The sequence below is a fragment of the Flavobacterium seoulense genome (assembly GCF_000695795.1).
In the GTDB taxonomy this organism is placed as follows: Bacteria; Bacteroidota; Bacteroidia; order Flavobacteriales; family Flavobacteriaceae; genus Flavobacterium; species Flavobacterium seoulense.
In genome coordinates this window covers 46,569-64,669 of record NZ_JNCA01000016.1, presented here as the reverse complement: position 1 = coordinate 64,669, position 18,101 = coordinate 46,569, and the positions used below count along the sequence as shown (strand labels likewise).

Below are 18,101 nucleotides of genomic sequence, written 5' to 3'. Positions count from 1 at the left end.
GCGTTGAAATTTCCAAAAGCATGAATAATTGTATTGTTATAATTCCAACCTATAACGAGATTGAAAATATAGAGAGCATTATTAGAACGACGCTTTCTCAGCATAAGCATTTTCATGTTCTTATAGTGGATGATAATTCCCCAGATCATACAGCAGATAAGGTTCGGTTTTTACAAACGGAATTTGAAGGGCGTTTATTCTTGGAAAACAGAAAACAAAAATCAGGTTTAGGAACCGCTTATGTTCATGGTTTTAAATGGGCATTAGCAAGAAATTACGAATTTATTTTCGAAATGGATGCCGATTTTTCACATAATCCTCATGATTTAGAAAAACTATTTAATGCAGCTCATTTTGGCGATGCTGATTTGGTTATTGGTTCGCGATATGTAACAGGAGTGAACGTGGTGAACTGGCCCTTGAACCGGGTTTTACTTTCTTATTTTGCTTCGGTTTATGTTCGAATGATTACCGGAATGGAAATTCATGATGCAACAGCAGGTTTTGTTTGCTACAAAAGAGAAGTTTTAGAAAAAATCAACTTAGACAAGATAAAATTTGTGGGTTACGCTTTTCAGATCGAAATGAAGTACCGTACATTTTGTAATAATTTTAAAATTACCGAAGTGCCCATTATTTTTACCGACCGTACTAAAGGGCAGTCTAAGATGAGTAATTCAATAATAGTGGAAGCCGTTTTTGGTGTAATTTCACTTCGATTAAAAAAATTAGTTAATAGATTATAATATACAAACAATGAATAGGGTTTTAATTAAGAATGCCAAAATAGTAAATGAAGGGGTAATTTTTGAAGGCGATGTTTTAATTGAGAATGACTTAATCGTTGAGATTTCAGAAAGCATTAGTGCAAAATCATCCGATTGTAAAATTATTGATGCCGAAGGGAATTATTTGATTCCGGGAGCTATCGACGATCAGGTGCATTTTAGAGAACCGGGCTTAACGCATAAAGGCGATATCGAATCAGAATCCAGAGCTGCGGTTGCGGGAGGAATTACTTCGTTTATCGAACAACCAAATACAGTTCCTAATGCGGTAACTCAGGAAATTCTGGAAGAGAAATACCAGTTGGCAGCCGAGAAATCGTATGCGAATTATTCGTTTATGATGGGTGCGACGAATGACAACTTAGAAGAAGTTTTAAAAACTAATCCAAAAAATGTTGCCGGAATCAAGATTTTCTTAGGTTCATCGACTGGAAACATGCTGGTTGACCGAGAAGAAACTTTAGAGAAAATTTTCTCAAGTACGCCACTTTTAATTGCAGTTCATTGTGAAGATGAAGCTACTATTAAAGCTAATACTGAAAAATACATCGCTGAATACGGTGATGATGTTCCGGTAACGGCACACCATTTAATACGAAGTGAAGAGGCTTGTTATTTATCTTCTTCAAAAGCGATTGCTTTGGCTAAGAAAACCGGAGCCCGTTTACATATTTTTCATCTTTCGACAGCTAAAGAAATGGATTTGTTTACCAATAAAATTCCATTGGAAGAAAAGAAAATCACGGCTGAGGTTTGTGTGCATCATTTATGGTTTACCAATGATGATTATGCAACCAAAGGCAATTTTATCAAATGGAATCCAGCGGTAAAAACAGCTGCCGACAGAGACGCATTGTGGAAAGCATTGAATGATGACAGAATTGATGTTATTGCTACCGATCATGCGCCTCATACATTAGAAGAGAAAAAACAATCGTATTTAAAAGCGCCTTCAGGAGGACCATTAGTACAGCACGCTGTTGTGGCTATGTTTGAAGCGCATCATCAGGGGAAAATTACCGTAGAGAAAATTGTTGAAAAAATGTGCCATAATCCGGCTAAAATTTTCAAGATCGAAAAGCGTGGTTTTATCAAAGAAGGTTATTATGCCGATTTGGTAATCGTAAATGCAGGTTTGCCTTGGGGTGTTAAAAAAGAAAATATTTTTGCTAAATGTGGCTGGTCTCCATTTGAAGGATACACGTTTAAATCAAGAATTACACATACTTTTGTAAACGGACAATTAGTATATAATGCTTTCAAAGTGAAGAATGTTCGTGCTGGAAAAAGACTTTTATTTGATCGATAGAGAATGAAAAAAACGGTATCATTTTTAGTAATTGTAATATTGCTTTTTAGCTGTAAGAAAGATGGGGTCGAAAAACCAGATCGTCTTATTGATAAAGAAGTGATGGAAAATATTATATATGATATGTCGCTTCTGGATGCGATAAAATACAATGAACCCAGCATTACTGAAAAATACAAAGTCAATCCGAAAGAGTTTATCTATAAAAAGTACAAAGTAGACAGTACACAATTTGCACAAAGCAATATTTATTATGCTTCCGATTTTGATGGCTATAAAGCTATGTATGATAATGTAATAAAGCGCATTGAGGCCAAAAAAACAGTTTTAGATTCTGTAATCAAAAAAGAATTTAAAAGAGATTCTTTGGTTAAAGTAAAAAAAGAACAAGATTCTATCAAGCTGGCTAAGAAAGCGGCTTTAGTCAAGAAGAAAGATTCTTTACAAAAAATAAAGAAAAAGGATAGTTTGCTTTTACTGAAGAAAAAACCAAAGAATAAAAAAGAAGTTCCGACTACAATAAAATCAAAAGTGATTAAAAACGGAGTTCAAATTAATTAACGGCAAATTTTTCTTTGATGTATTGATGTACATCTGTGAAAGAAGTGTTTAATGTGGTTTTGATTTTGTTATTCGAATAGTGGTCTTTGCTTAAAAAAGAACGAGCTGTATCTCTGGATAAATTATTTGTTTTTTGAGTAAATAAACTAAAAATCCAGTGCAATCTCCAGGTGATTCCTAATATAAAAGGCTTGGCTTCTATGCTGGGTCTTTTTACTTTTAAAGTATCGGCAATGGTGTTGAAAATATCTTTAAAAACAATATTTTCGGCAATAAGAATGAATTTTTCGTTAGTTATGGTGCTTTGCATTAATTGATACATTATTCTAACCACATCTTCTACACTTACAAAACCGGTACTTCCTGAGGTGTAAAATAATAAACCATCGGCGATTTTTTGTATCAACTGTCCGCTGCCTTGTTCCTGAAATCCGGGACCTATGATTACACCGGGATTAACAATAATCACGTTTAAACCTTCTTGCTGTCCACGCCAAATTTCCATTTCGGCACCATATTTAGAAATAGCATAGTCGTTATGGTATTTTTCCGGATTCCATTCGGTTTCTTCGGTGATAATGGTTTCGTGAGCAGCTAAGTCGCCAAGCGCTGCAATCGAACTTACATAACATAACTTTTCTATTTTTTTAGCCAGACAGAAATTGACAATATTTGCCGTGCCTTCGATATTTGTTTTTCGAAGTAGTTTTTCGTCTTTTGGATCAAATGAAATTATCGCAGCACAATGATAAACTTTGCTAATATTGACAAATGCATGTTCTAATGAAGGAATATCAAGAATATCAGCATGCACCCATTCGACAGCATCAAACAAAGCACTTTTGTTATAAAGCTGAAATAAGGATTTTGTTTTTTGAATGTGGTTTTTCTTTCGATAAATAGCACGTACTTTTTCTCCATTTTCAATTAAATGAAGTAATAAATGTGCGCCTACTAAACCTGTTCCTCCGGTAACTAAAATCATAGTATTGCAAATGTAGCAATATCAATATGAATTTCAATGACAATAACAATAACAAAATTCAATAGCAATATCAATGGCAAAAAAGTAAATCCCAATTTTATAAATTCCAAATTCCAATAAAAGGGTGTTAAGTCAGATTTTAGAAGCTAGAATTTAAATATTCTCATTAAAAAAATGAAATTGTTCTTCTAGTTGATATTGCTATTGTAGTTTACTTTTGCCATTGCCATTGATTTTTGAAATTGAATTTAGCCATTGAATCATTATATTTGCGTCAAAATTGATTAAAAAGATGAAAAATTTTATTGAAGAAGTAACTTGGAGAGGAATGCTCCACGATGTTATGCCAGGCACAGAAGAACATTTGATGGAACAAATGCGTGCGGCGTATGTGGGAATTGACCCAACTGCCGATTCATTACATATAGGTCACCTGGTTGGAGTAATGTTGTTAAAACATTTTCAATTAGCGGGACACAAACCATTAGCTCTGGTAGGCGGAGCAACAGGAATGATTGGTGATCCGTCAGGAAAGTCTAACGAAAGAAACTTATTAGACGAAACTACTTTGCTTCACAATCAGGAAGCGATAAAAGGACAACTGGCTCGTTTCTTAGATTTTACTTCGGATGCACCCAATGCTGCCGAGTTAGTAAATAACTACGACTGGATGAAGAATTTCTCTTTTCTGGAATTCATTCGTGATGTAGGGAAACACATTACCGTAAATTACATGATGGCAAAGGATTCGGTAAAGAAACGTTTGTCTTCTGAATCTGCTGAAGGAATGTCGTTTACTGAGTTTACGTACCAATTAGTTCAAGGTTATGATTTCCTGCATTTGTACAGAGAGAAAAGCTGTACGTTACAAATGGGAGGAAGCGACCAGTGGGGAAATATCACAACGGGAACTGAATTAGTGCGCAGAATTGCCAGCGGAAAAGCTTATGCTTTGACTTGTCCATTGATTACAAAAGCTGATGGAACTAAATTTGGAAAATCTGAAGGTGGAAATATCTGGTTGGATGCAGCTAGAACTTCTCCTTATAAATTTTACCAATATTGGTTAAACACTTCTGATATTGATGCTGAAAAATACATCAAGATTTTTACTTTCTTATCGAAAGAAGAGATTGAAGATTTGACTGAAAAACATAAAGAAGCACCGCATTTGCGTTTGTTGCAAAAACGTTTGGCAGAAGAAATTACTGTAATGGTACATTCGGCTGCTGATTTAGATAATGCAATTAAGGCTTCGAATATTCTTTTTGGAAATGCTACTGCTGATGATTTGAAACAATTAGACGAAGCGACTTTCTTAGAAGTTTTTGACGGAGTTCCGCAAGCTGAAATTGCAAGAACTGAAATCGAAGCTGGAATTAATATTGTGGATGTTTTAAACGAAAAAACAGGCTTTTTTAAATCAAACGGAGAAGCAAGAAGAGCTTTGACTGCAAATTCTATTTCGGTAAACAGAGAAAAAGTAAAAGAAGATTTCTCGCTTTCGAATAAAGATTTAATCAACAATCAGTTTGTTTTGTTGCAAAGTGGAAAGAAAAATTATTTTGTGGTAAGAGTCCTTTAAAAAAGAAATTTTTAGCATAAAACATATAAGTGAAAAAAACCTGATGACATAATGTTATCAGGTTTTTCTATTTTTTAATGGATGTTTTTCTATTTTTGAACTTTAATCATTGGTCATGAAAAGAAACTTATTTATCGAAATGGTATGAAAAAGCAACAAATTTGGTTTTGCATAGTTTCTTTCTTTGTATTTTCTCTCTTGTCTTTGTCAGGATTGAAAGCCCAAAATCTATTTTTCGAAAAAATATCTGGCCGGGATGCCAATCCTGTGACTCAAATTCATGGAATTACTAAGGATTCCATCGGTTACATTTGGTTTGGAAGCTGGAACGGAGCTTATCGTTACGATGGAAAAACATTCGACTTTTTTTATCACAATCCAAAAGACAAAACTTCATTACCTAATAACCGAATCCGCAATCTTGTTTCTGATAAAAAATTAGGACTTTGGTTTTTAACCTTCGATAGAAAATACGTTCGGTTTAATTATCAGCTGAATTCTTTTAAAATTGTTGCTGATACTAAAGTTCCTAAAATCATCATAGAGAAGCTGGCGAGCAATTCCAGTGAGTTGAATAAAAACCAAATTGTAAACGGAAAAAGGTATTATTTATCCTCACATTTATTTACTTCCCTCGATGTAAAATCCGGTCTGGAATATCATTATATGGCTAATATTAATCAGCCGGGACAATTGCTGGATGATTATATTACGAGTTTTTTTATTGATGATGAAAATATCATTTGGCTAGGAACCAGAGGCGGTGATATTTACAAAGCAAATCCAAGCAGAAACCCTTTTGAATTACATTACAGCTATAGAAAAGCGAGCGAAAACACGAAACTAGCGACTGTTAAAGCCATTTTAAAAGTAGATGATAAAATCTGGTTAGGCACTGATGAAGGAATTTTAATTTACAATAAAAGCGGATTAGATTATAATCATCCTTTTTATCATTCGAATAGTAAAATCAAATTTGTACGCAGTTTTTTTAAGGACAGTAGCGGTAAAATATGGATAGGCGGCGTAAATGGATTGGAATATTATGATCCAAAAACAAATCAGTGCAGGACTTTAATCAATCGCGCTTTAACTCCTAATTTAACAATTTGGTCCGTGTATGCCTTAGAACCTTCGGGTAATAATCGTTTATGGGTGGGTTTGTACAATGGAATTGCCTGCGTGAATTTGGCAAATAATAAAATTGATTTTTATGAGTTAACCGCAACAGTCAATAACGGAAGTGTCATGGATGTTTTAGCTGCTAACAAGAATGAATTGTGGTTAGGTACAGAAGGAAATGGCGCTATTAGATTAAAAATAAATAATCAGGGTAAGATATATGAAAAACTCTTACTGAATACTTTTGATAAACATCTTAAAAATAAGATTTCAGGAAATATTATTTATGCTTTACACAAAGATAAGCAGGGAGCAATCTGGATAGGTTCTACCGAAGGCTTGAATAAAATTGATACAAAGACAAATCCTGTAACTATTGAAAAAATTCAATTACAATCAGATAGTCCTAATATTTATATCGCTGCCATTACTGATGATGCCAAAGGAAATCTTTGGGTAGCGCACAAACAGGGAATTTCGATGATTGACATTGGGACCAATAAAATTTCGAATTACAGAAGAGAAGATCAGTTTGGTTCCTGGACATTTTCAGAAAGAGCTTTTTATAATGATAAAGCCAATCAGTTAATCTATTTTGGAGATAAAAATGGCTATTTGTCTTTTCATCCTAACGAAATTAGAGCTAATTCGGTCAATGATAAATTGATTTTTAAAACGTTGTATCTATCGAATGAAAAAATCAATCCGATGGATACGATTAATGGTAGCGTAATTTTGACCAAAGATTTATCGCAAACTCAATCCTTAGAATTAGATTATGAAAACAGAAGTTTTTCGATAGAATTAGCTTCACTTAATTACAAAAACACCAACAAAACTGTCTACGAATATGCGTTGGAAGGCTATGAAGATAAATGGATTAAAACCACAAATAGTAAAATAACCTATAATAAACTGCCTCCGGGAAATTACGTTTTTAAGGTTCGAATTGTTTCACAAAATGATACAAAATCCCCAATAAAACTATTGAATATTGAAGTCAACGCACCCTGGTATGGAACCTGGCTGGCTAAAATTTTATTCCTGAGTTTTTTATTAGCCATTGCTTATTGGTTTTTTAAGGCTATGTTGTACCGAGACCGTTTGAGAAATGAAATCAAACTGGAACGACTAAATAACGAAAGACAAGAAGCTTTAAATAAAGAGAAAATTGAGTTTTTTACTAATATTTCGCATGACTTAAAAACACCATTGACTTTAATTGTCGATCCATTAAAAAGGATTCAGGACAATAAAGTGGCATCAGAAGATAAGGAAGCCTATTTTTCGATAATTAATAGAAATATCAATTATCTGACGAAACTGATTCATCAAATTTTAGATTTTCGAAAATCAGAAATGGGTAAATTGCAGCTGAATCCCAGCTCTCAGAATTTCAATCTTTTTATGGAAGAATGTTATACTTCGTTTCAGTTCATTGCCGAAAAGCGAAATATAGAACTTCAGCTCGATGTAGAAAAAACACCTTTGTATTGTTCTCTGGACTTTGAAAAACTACAGCAGGTTATTGTAAATATTGTTTCGAATGCTTTTCAATATACTTCAAATGGAGGTTTGGTTAAGCTTGCTGCAAAACATAACATAGAAAAATCGATTCTTGAAATTGTGGTTGAAGACAACGGGATAGGAATGAGTGCAAACGAATTAGAAAAGATATTCGAACCATTTAATAATGTTGGATCAAGTCCGTATCATGGTTATTCTTCAGGAATTGGTTTGTCATTAACCCGTAATTTAATTGAACTTTTAAAAGGAACAATTGCAATAGAAAGTGTGCCGAACAAAGGAACAAAAGTGCTAATTAATCTGCCTTTCGAAGAAACTAAAATAGAAGAAACAGCTCCAATAAAAATTCAGCCAATTATTCAAAATGAAGAAAAAGAGAATGATTTAGCAGAGAAAATAGCTCTTTTTGAAACTACTAAACCTACATTGTTAATTGTAGAAGATAATTTAGATGTTCAAACCTATCTGAATAAAGAATTGAGTAAAGAATATACTTTGATTCAGGAATATGATGGAAAAAAAGGACTGGAAGCTGCCATACAATTTGTTCCGGATATTATTGTTTCAGACATTATGATGCCGGAAATGGAAGGAACGGAGTTTTGTAAAATGCTTAAGTCTAACGAAAATACAAATCATATTCCGCTTATTTTCTTAACAGCAAAAGGCGCTGACGAAAACCAAATTGAAGGCTATAATCTGGGTGCCGAAGCTTATGTTATGAAACCTTTTAATGTTGATGTTTTAATTGCTCAGATTCGAAGTGTTCTGGAGAACAGAATCATTTTGCAGAATAAGTTAGGAACAATTAAAAAAATTGATCAACTACAAAAAGAAGTCCCAGATCAGGATAATGTATTCCTTGAAAAAGTAATTGAAAAAATTATTCTTAATATCGAACAAACTGATTTTACTTCTGAAGAATTAGCTCAGGCATTAGGAATTAGTCAAAGGCAGTTGTATCGAAAATTAAAAGGAATAACAGGAAATACGGTCCATGAATTTATTACCAAAGTAAAAATGAACAAAGCCGAAGAACTTCTTAAAGATTCCAGTTTGAGTATTTCTCAAATTGCTTATCAATTAGGATTTTCAGAACCGTCTAATTTTTCACGTACTTTTTCTAAGCATTTTGGCTGTAGTCCTTCACAGTATTTGAAGTAAATGATGATCTTTTTGGCGTCAAATTTTGCCAATTCCTGTCATGTCAAGCCATTTGTCAAGATATGACTGGTAATGACAATCAGTGATAACTCAGGATAAAGTGAGAAATATACTTTTGTAAAGGATTAATGTAATGCAAGATAAAAGGAATAAACCCTAATAACAATTAACCAATGAATTTGAAAAGAGTTTTATATGCATTCAGTTTTGCAATGCTATTTACAAATGCGGTAGATGCGCAGGATACTAAATCCGACAGAGAAAAATACAACTTTAATTACGGTTGGAAATTAAATGTTGGCGATGCTCCTGAAGCGAGTAAGCCAGTTTTTGATGATCAAAAATGGAAAGCTGTCAATTTGCCTTTTGCATGGAATCAGGCCGAAGCATTTAAATTAGATATTTCTCATTTGTCAACGGGAATAGCCTGGTATCGAAAAACATTTCAGTTGCCTAAAGAAGCTGTTAATAAAAAAATATTTATCGAATTTGAAGGTGTTCGTCAAATGGGCGAAGTGTATGTAAACGGACAATTTGTAGGACTTCACGAAAACGGAGCAATGGCTTTTGGAATTGATATTTCTAATGTTGTAAAGCCTTTTCCTCAGGAAAATGTGATTGCCGTTAAAACCGATAACGATTGGAAATACAGAGAGAAATCTTCGAATTCTCCATATCAATGGAACGATAAAAACTTTAATGCTAACTACGGTGGATTGCCTAAAAATGTATTCCTACATATAAAGTCTAAGGTGTATCAAACGTTGCCGTTGTATTCTTTTTTAAAGACAACAGGAACTTATGTATATGCTTCTGACTTCAATATTAGTAACAATAAAGCTACTGTAAATGTTGTTTCTCAGGTGCGAAATGAAGAAAATAAACCAGTAAAAGTACAGCTAAAAGTGAGCCTGAAAGATATGGATGGTAAAGAAGTAGCTTCATTTTTAGGAGATGCAATTTCTTTAGTTCCAAATGAAACCAAAGAGTTAAAAGCTGCTAAAGCTTTACAAAATTTGAATTTCTGGAGTTGGGGTTATGGATATTTATATACTGTTACTTCTGAATTAGTAGTTGACAATCAATCGGTTGATAAGGTAGCTATTAAAACAGGATTTCGTAAAGCGGAATTCAAAAACGGAATGGTGTATTTAAATGACCGCGTGATCATGATGCACGGTTATGCGCAACGTACTTCTAATGAATGGCCGTCTATTGGAATGTCGGCTCCAGCCTGGCTGAGTGATTATTCGAATAGTTTAATGGTGAAAAGTAACGGGAATTTAGTACGATGGATGCACATTACTCCTTGGAAACAGGATGTGGAATCTTGTGACAGAGTGGGGTTAATCCAAGCTATGCCTGCTGGTGATGCTGAGAAAGATGTTACAGGCAGACGATGGGAACAACGTACCGAATTGATGCGTGATGCAATTATTTATAATCGTAATAATCCGAGTATTATGTTTTACGAATGTGGTAACGAAAGTATTTCGGAAGAACACATGAGCGAAATGAAAGCCATTAGAGATAAATATGATCCTTTTGGAGGTCGCGCTATTGGAAGCCGTGAGATGCTAGACAGCAAAGTTGCCGAATATGGTGGCGAGATGCTATATATTAATAAAAGTGCTAATATCCCAATGTGGGCAACTGAATATAGCAGAGACGAAGGTTTGCGTAAATATTGGGACGAGTTCACACCACCTTATCATAAAGAAGGAACAGGAGGAACGACTCATTCAAATGTCAATGGTTCTAAGGTAGCCGATGCGAGTGCCTATAATCACAATCAGGATGCACATGCAATCGAAAGTGTAGAACGCTGGTATGACTATTGGGAAGCACGCCCAGGAACTGGTGAACGTGTAAATTCAGGAGGAGTAAATATTATTTTTAGTGATTCGAATACTCATTACCGCGGACAGGAAAATTACCGTAGAAGTGGAGAAGTAGATCCAATGCGTATTCCTAAAGATGGATTTTATGCGCATCAGGTTATTTGGGACGGATGGGTTGATACCGAAAAACCGGCGGCTCATATCATCGGACATTGGAACTATGAAAAAGGAGTGACTAAAGATATTACTGTAGTTTCAACTGCTGATGCTGTGGAACTGTTTGTTAATGGTAAAAGTTTAGGTAAAGGAGTTCAGTCAAAAAGATTCTTATATACTTTTAAAAATGTAGCTTTTCAGGAAGGAAGTATCAAAGCTATTGGTTATGACAAAGGAGGAAAAACCATTTGTGAAGACGAAATCAAAACTGCCGGTAAAGCTGTTGGCTTAAAATTAACTTCAATTACCAGACCGGGAGGTACTTTGGCCAATGCTAATGATTTGGCACTTGTTGAAGTTGAAGTGGTTGATGACAAAGGCAATCGTTGTCCTACAGCGATGGATATGATTGATTTTGAAGTGGAAGGTAAGGGAACTTTTGTAGGCGGAATTGCGCAGGGACCAGATAATTACATCGGTTCTAAAAATCTTCCGGTGGAATGTGGAGTGAATAGAATCTTTGTTAGAGCAACAGATGTAGCCGGAGAAATCAAGGTCAAAGCTACGGCTAAGAATCTTAAAGCCGATGTATTGACGATTAAAACAGTTCAAACGGATTTACAAAAGTTGTCTACGGTTTTACCATCCGATAATTTGCCATCTTATGTTGAAAAAGGACCAACACCAACTACATCTTCGTTTAAGAAAACAAGAAATACAATTAAAATAGCTGAAGCAAAAACAGCTGCCAATCAGGCTGATGCTGCAAAAAGTTTTGATGATAATGAATTGAGCGAATGGTCTAACGGTAACGGAAGCCCAAAAATTGAATATACATTAGAACGTAAGGCTACGATTAGTCAGGTAGTTTTGAAATTGTCCGGATGGAGAAGTAAAAAATACCCGCTTAAAATTTCAGTAGATGGGAAAAAAGTTTTCGAAGGAATAACGCCAACTAGTTTAGGCTATGTTACCCTTGATGTTACACCAACAAAAGGTAATAAGGTTCAAATTGAGTTAATGGGAACTTCTAAAGATAGTAATGATATTAATCTGGTTGAAATTACAGGAAAAGTGGACGAAGCCGGATTGAAAAAGACAAAAGCAAAAATGCCACAACTGCCTATTGTAGAAGTGGAGTTTTACGAGCCTATTCGATAAATTTTTATTAGATTGAATTAATCAGACCTGTCTAAGCATCTTGTTTAGATAGGTTTTTTTTATGATAGCCTGAATTATAATTGTTCATGAATTCGTGAAATTCTACAATGAACTTCTGTTAATCAAACTGCTTTTGTTTTCAATTTGTTCTTTTCTATGATTCATGATTAATTCTGCCAGTAGTTGTCCCATTTCGTTAAAATCGGTAGATATGGTTGTGATTCCTTCTGCAACCACTTTTTTTAGCGGAGTATCATTGTAAGAGATAATGCCTACGTCCTGACCGATAATCAATTTTTGTTTTTTAGACTGCTCAATTACGTTTACCAGATGGCGATCATCAGGAATGATGTAAAGATCTCCTTTCTGGATTTCGTTATTTTCAAAATTATTGATGATGTCGTAGCGGAATTGGTGTTTTTTGCAAAACTCAATAAAACCTTCTCTCATGCCGATGGGTTGTTTGTAGCTGGAGAAAATCAGGATTAATTTTTTGTATTTTTCGATTTTGCTTTTGCCTGATTCCAGAGCATTAAAAATATCTAAAGCATGATTTTGATGTACTGAAGGATAGTTTTTTAGTTCTGGATTGGTTTGATCTAAGATGAATACATCTTCTTCGGGTAAAGTTTTAATTACCGAAGCCGCATTAGTTAAATTAGTAGGCATAATAATGTACTTAGAATAATTTCCATTATTATCGTGGATGAGTTTTTTAAAAACCTCGGGATTGAAATAATGGAAGAAAATATCTATTTGTGCATTCCTATTAATGGTTTCCATAAAAGAATTATAAAGGTCTTCTTTAAACGCATTCAATTCGTCAAACAATAAAAAAATACGTTGTTCGAAACTAAAATCTTCACTTTTTACATAATAACCCTTACCTAATATGGCATAAATGATTCCTCTTTTTTTAAGTTCGTCATAAGCAAGTAAAACGGTATCTCTGGATATTCCAAACTCTAAGGAAACTTTATTGACTGAAGGCAGTTTGTCTCCTCTTTTTAACCTTTTTTCAGCAATAGAAATTTCTATAGACAAAATAATTTGTTTGTACTTTGGGAGATTTTGTCTTTTATTAATAGAGATTATTTTCATCCTGAAATTTTAAGGTCATAAATATATAAATAACTGGTATATACTAGTATGGTTTTTAAAGTATAATTTAGAGAAACTGCAATAATTTTTTGTTTACTAATTATAAGTTTATTTATCTGGTAGATAAAGTGACAAACTGGTTGGTACTGGTTTGTATTTGTAAATGTTGTACATAAATTTGTTAATTAGTCCATAAAAAAATCATTGAAAAAAAATAGATTTGTTATTTTATTCTAATTTTTTTAATGCAATTTTCTGTAAGCAGTATTAATTAGGATTTATACAAGGTAATAAATGAATATAAGTTGTAATAATCAATTAAATCAGCAGGTTTTCATAATTAAGATTTTGTTCTTAGCGGTCTTGTTTTTTTCTGTAGTAGCCAATGCTCAGTTGAAAACGAAAGAAAGCGAAATTGGTTTAGGCTGGAGCAATAATTCAGTGAATACTGTTATTTTTAGAAATAGTGCGCTAACTAGTTTCAAAGGAATTCAATATACTGCTTATTATAATCCTGAAGGCAAAATGGTTTTAGCAAAGCGAAAACTGAATGCTAAAAAATGGGATGTGCTGGAAACTCCTTACAGCGGAAATGTAAAAGATGCACATAATGATATTAGTATTGCTATTGATGTTGACGGTTATCTTCATGTAAGCTGGGATCATCATGATACACGTTTGCGATATGCTAAAAGTAAAGCGCCTTTTAGTTTAGAATTGGGTAATGAAGAAGCGATGACGGGTAAAGACGAGGCGAAAGTAACCTATCCTGAATTTCATAATTTGCCTGATGGTAAATTGCTGTTTTGTTATAGATCTGGAGCTTCAGGAAGAGGAAATATGATCATGAAAATGTATGATGTGAAAACACAAAAATGGACTTCATTGCAAAATAATCTAATTGATGGCGAAAATCAGCGCAGTGCTTACTGGCAAATTTGCGTAGGCAAAAAAGGAATTTATATTTCCTGGGTTTGGAGAGAAAGTTGGGACGTTTCGACAAATCATGATATTTGCTATGCTTTTTCAGCTGATGGCGGGAAAACCTGGGAAAAAACTACCGGAGAAAAATACAATTTACCAATTACTAAAGCTACTGCTGAACACGCCTGGGATGTACCACAAAAAAGCAGTTTAATTAATCAGACTGCCATGACGGTGGATGATTCAGGGAATCCATATATTACAACCTATTGGAATAATGACGGTATTCCGCAATACAAAGTGGTTTATTTATTAGATGGAAAATGGAATTTACTCAATACTAATTTTCACAAAAACGCATTCAGTTTAGGAGGCGGAGGAACAAAGAGAATTCCTATTTCGCGTCCTGAAATTTTAGTTAATAAATCGATGTTGTATTTGCTTTACAGAGACGAAGAAAGAGATAACAAAATAACTTTGGCTTATACTAATTTGGATAAAAAACAATGGGAATTACAGGATGTTAGCCAGTTTACTGTTGGTCAATGGGAACCTAATTTCGATAAAGAACTCTGGAAAGAGAAAAAACAATTACATATTTTTTCGCAAAATGTAAGTCAGGCAGATGGAGAAGGATTAGCCAAGGTAGTTCCTCAGCCGGTAAAGGTCATAGAATTAAAAAAACTACCTTTATTGCAAGCTAAATAACTAAAAAACACATACACTAAACCACTAAAATAGATTGAGAATGAAAAGAAAATTAATTTTTGCGTTCTTGCTCGTCGTACAGTTCATTACGGCACAGCAACAAAATGAATGGGAGAATCCCAACATTGTGGATCGAAACAAAGAAACTGGGAGGACTTCTTTTGTTTTGTTTCAAAATGAAACCGCAGCCGTTAGTAACAAACCAGAAACTTCAACGTATTATCAAAGTTTAAATGGCGATTGGAAATTTAATATTGTTAAAAAACCAGTTGATCGTCCTGAGGATTTTTACAAAACAGATTTAGATGATAAAAAATGGGCAACAATTCCTGTGCCGTCCAACTGGGAATTACAAGGATTTGATATTCCTATTTACACTAATATTACCTATCCTTTTCCGCGAAATCCACCTTTTATTGGTGAAAATTACAATCCGGTAGGAAGTTATAGAAAAACCTTTACTGTACCTGAAAACTGGAATGGAAAAGAGGTAATTCTGCATTTTGGATCTATTTCAGGTTATGCCAGAGTATTTTTGAATGGAAAAGAAGTTGGGATGACCAAAGCCGCAAAAACAGCAGCCGAATATGATGTCACTTCGTTTTTACAAAAAGGTGAAAATCTATTGGCAGTTCAGGTTTTTCGCTGGCATGACGGAAGTTATTTAGAAGATCAGGATTTCTGGAGACTAAGCGGTATTGAGCGCGATGTATATTTGCAGGCGACGCCTAAATTTACCATTTGGGATTATTTTGTTAATGCCGATTTAGATGAAAATTACACTAACGGACTTTTTAAAACGACTGTTCAGTTAAGAGCTTTTAAACAGAATAAAATTAAAAATGGGAATCTAACTTTGACATTAGTAGATGCTCAAGGCAAAAATATATACAGCGAAACTAAAAAAGTAAACAGTACCACTAAGGAAGTTGTTTTTACTTCAGTTGTAAATAATGTAAATAAATGGAGTTCAGAAACCCCATATTTATACCGTTATGTTTTAAAATTAGAAAGCGCTAATCCTGACGAAAATTCAGTGATTTATGGAAAAACTGGTTTTAGAAAAGTAGAACTAAAAAACGCCCAGCTTTTAGTTAATGGTAAGGCAATATTGATTCGTGGTGTAAATACTCAGGATCATCATGAAACAAAAGGACACGTTCCAGATCACCCAACGATGCGCAGGGATTTAGAATTGATGAAACAAAATAACATCAATGCTATTAGAATGAGTCATTATCCACATGATCCTTACTTATATCAATTGTGTGATGAATACGGAATGTATGTGGTGGACGAAGCCAATATAGAAAGCCACGGAATGGGAGTAGAAGGACAAAACATTTCGGTGGAGTCTAAACATCCTTCTTATGTGCCTATGTGGTTTCCTGCACATTTGGATCGTATTGCCCGAATGGTCGAAATAAACAAAAATCATCCATCGGTTATTATTTGGTCTATGGGTAATGAATGTGGCAACGGACCTGTTTTTCATGAAGCTTACAAATGGTTGAAAAATAGAGATGCATCTCGACTGGTACATTCTGAGCAGGCTAAAGAAAATGCCAATACTGATATTGTAGCACCAATGTATCCAAGTATCAAATACATGAAAGAATATGCTGCTGCAACTGATAAAACAAGACCTTTTATTATGTGTGAGTATGCTCATGCTATGGGAAATAGTAGTGGTAATTTTCAGGAATATTGGGATATTATCAACAGTAGTCCGCACATGCAAGGTGGTTTTATCTGGGATTGGGTAGATCAGGGAATTAAAACTCATGATAAAGAAGGAACTCCTTTTTATGCCTACGGAGGCGATTTAGGATCAGGACATCTTCAGCATGATGAAAATTCTGGATCTGATGGTTTAATAAGTACTAATCGTATTCCGCATCCGGGATTGGCTGAGGTTAAAAAGGTATATCAGGATATTTTATTTAGCCTAAAAGGGATAAATCAGTTAACGATAAAGAATATCTTCCATTATACTAATTTGAATCAATACCAATTCAAATTCGAATTAGTGAAAAATGGTCAGTTAGTTCAGGAAAAAACATTCAATGTAGATTGTGATCCTCAGGAAACTGTAGTTGTCGATTTGCCTGTTGAAGCATTAAATACAAAAGGAGAATATTTCTTAAATGTGTATGCTTATACTAAAACTGCGACTGATTTAGTTCCTGTAAATCACGAAATAGCCAGAGAACAATTTGCCATTGGTAAAGGAAATTTCTTTGCTGAGAAAACAGCGGATATTTCGAAAACAAAAGAATTAAAAATCAAGAAAAACGGAAGTCTTTTGTCATTCGAAACAAAAGCAATCGCGGGAACTTTTGATTTGATTAAAGGAGAAATAAAAAGCTATCATTTTAAGAATGCAGATGCGAAAATCATCACTAATTTCCCAACTCCTTATTTCTGGAGAGCGCCTACGGATAATGATTTTGGAAACAAAATGCCTGAAAGATTAGGTGTGTGGAAAAATGCGCATTTGAATTTAATGTTACAATCTGTTACTTTAGGAAAACAAACGGATCAGGGTTTACCTATAGATGTTAAATATGCTTTGGCTGGCTCTTACATGCCTTACACGGTAAGTTATTTGATTCAAAATGACGGAGCAATAAAAGTAACTGCAAGCATAGACAAAACAGATAAAAATTTACCGGAAATCCCGCGTTTTGGAATGCGTTTACAGCTTCCGGGGAGTTATGAAAATTTAAATTATTACGGTCGTGGTCCGGTAGAAAATTATTCGGATAGAAAATCAGCTTCTTTTTTGGGAACTTATCAAAGTAAAGTAGACGATCAGTTTGTTTGGGAATATATGCGTCCGCAGGAATGTGGAAATAAAACAGATACACGTTGGTTCAGTTTACAAAACAACGATGGATTAGGTTTGAAAATCACAGGAGATCAGGCTTTAAATTTTACTACGCTGAATGTTTCAACAGAATCTTTAGATCCGGGAATAACTAAAAATCAACGCCATCTTAATGATGTTAAACCACAAGATACTGTTTTTGTGCAAGTAGATTTAGCACAACGCGGTGTGGGTGGAGATAATAGCTGGGGAGCTTATCCACATGAACAATATTTACTAACTGCTCCAAAATATACTTATAGTTATACTTTGAGTTTGATTGCTCCAAATAACTAATTA

General features: G+C 34.2%; 10 protein-coding genes. 8 read left to right on the top strand and 2 right to left on the bottom strand.

The window, feature by feature from the left end:
- Positions 1-20 precede the first annotated feature (20 nt).
- The 3 genes from FEM21_RS08240 to FEM21_RS08230 are packed head-to-tail and all read left to right on the top strand — an operon-like array spanning position 21 to position 2,658.
- Positions 21-746, top strand: a complete 726-nt coding sequence (locus tag FEM21_RS08240) for a polyprenol monophosphomannose synthase (RefSeq protein WP_035659454.1) — start codon at positions 21-23, stop codon at positions 744-746.
- Positions 747-756: 10 nt separating this feature from the next.
- Entirely contained in the window at positions 757-2,097 is a 1,341-nt protein-coding gene (locus tag FEM21_RS08235) for a dihydroorotase (RefSeq protein WP_035659453.1), read from the top strand.
- A 3-nt stretch (positions 2,098-2,100) separates the two neighbouring features.
- Positions 2,101-2,658, top strand: coding sequence for a DUF4296 domain-containing protein (locus tag FEM21_RS08230; protein ID WP_051627533.1), 558 nt, complete (start codon positions 2,101-2,103; stop codon positions 2,656-2,658).
- On the opposite strand, the gene FEM21_RS08225 is transcribed toward FEM21_RS08230, so the two are convergent.
- Positions 2,651-3,643 (bottom strand): NAD-dependent epimerase/dehydratase family protein, encoded by a 993-nt coding sequence (locus FEM21_RS08225; RefSeq protein ID WP_035659452.1) that lies wholly within the window; start codon positions 3,641-3,643, stop codon positions 2,651-2,653. The genes FEM21_RS08230 and FEM21_RS08225 overlap by 8 nt on opposite strands.
- A gap of 292 nt (positions 3,644-3,935) precedes the next feature.
- On the opposite strand from FEM21_RS08225, the gene tyrS reads away from it, so the two are divergent.
- The 3 genes from tyrS to FEM21_RS08210 all read left to right on the top strand — a co-directional run bounded on the left by tyrS (position 3,936) and on the right by FEM21_RS08210 (position 12,199).
- A complete protein-coding gene (gene tyrS, locus FEM21_RS08220) occupies positions 3,936-5,228 on the top strand; it encodes a tyrosine--tRNA ligase (RefSeq protein ID WP_035659450.1) in 1,293 nt (430 codons plus the stop codon).
- A gap of 144 nt (positions 5,229-5,372) precedes the next feature.
- Complete coding sequence (locus FEM21_RS08215; RefSeq protein WP_081824670.1) at positions 5,373-9,041, top strand: hybrid sensor histidine kinase/response regulator transcription factor; 3,669 nt, start codon at positions 5,373-5,375, stop codon at positions 9,039-9,041.
- A gap of 173 nt (positions 9,042-9,214) precedes the next feature.
- Positions 9,215-12,199 (top strand): glycoside hydrolase family 2 protein, encoded by a 2,985-nt coding sequence (locus tag FEM21_RS08210; RefSeq protein ID WP_035659448.1) that lies wholly within the window; start codon positions 9,215-9,217, stop codon positions 12,197-12,199.
- 102 nt (positions 12,200-12,301) lie between these two features.
- Here the strand turns inward: FEM21_RS08210 and FEM21_RS08205 are convergent, their stop codons facing one another.
- A complete protein-coding gene (locus FEM21_RS08205; protein ID WP_035659447.1) occupies positions 12,302-13,300 on the bottom strand; it encodes a GntR family transcriptional regulator in 999 nt (332 codons plus the stop codon).
- Positions 13,301-13,594: 294 nt separating this feature from the next.
- Between FEM21_RS08205 and FEM21_RS08200 the strand changes: the two genes are divergently transcribed.
- The gene (locus FEM21_RS08200; protein WP_035659446.1) at positions 13,595-14,932 is read left to right on the top strand and encodes a BNR repeat-containing protein; all 1,338 of its coding nucleotides are present in this window, start codon (positions 13,595-13,597) and stop codon (positions 14,930-14,932) included.
- A gap of 40 nt (positions 14,933-14,972) precedes the next feature.
- A complete protein-coding gene (locus FEM21_RS08195; protein ID WP_035659444.1) occupies positions 14,973-18,098 on the top strand; it encodes a glycoside hydrolase family 2 TIM barrel-domain containing protein in 3,126 nt (1,041 codons plus the stop codon).
- Positions 18,099-18,101 lie beyond the last annotated feature (3 nt).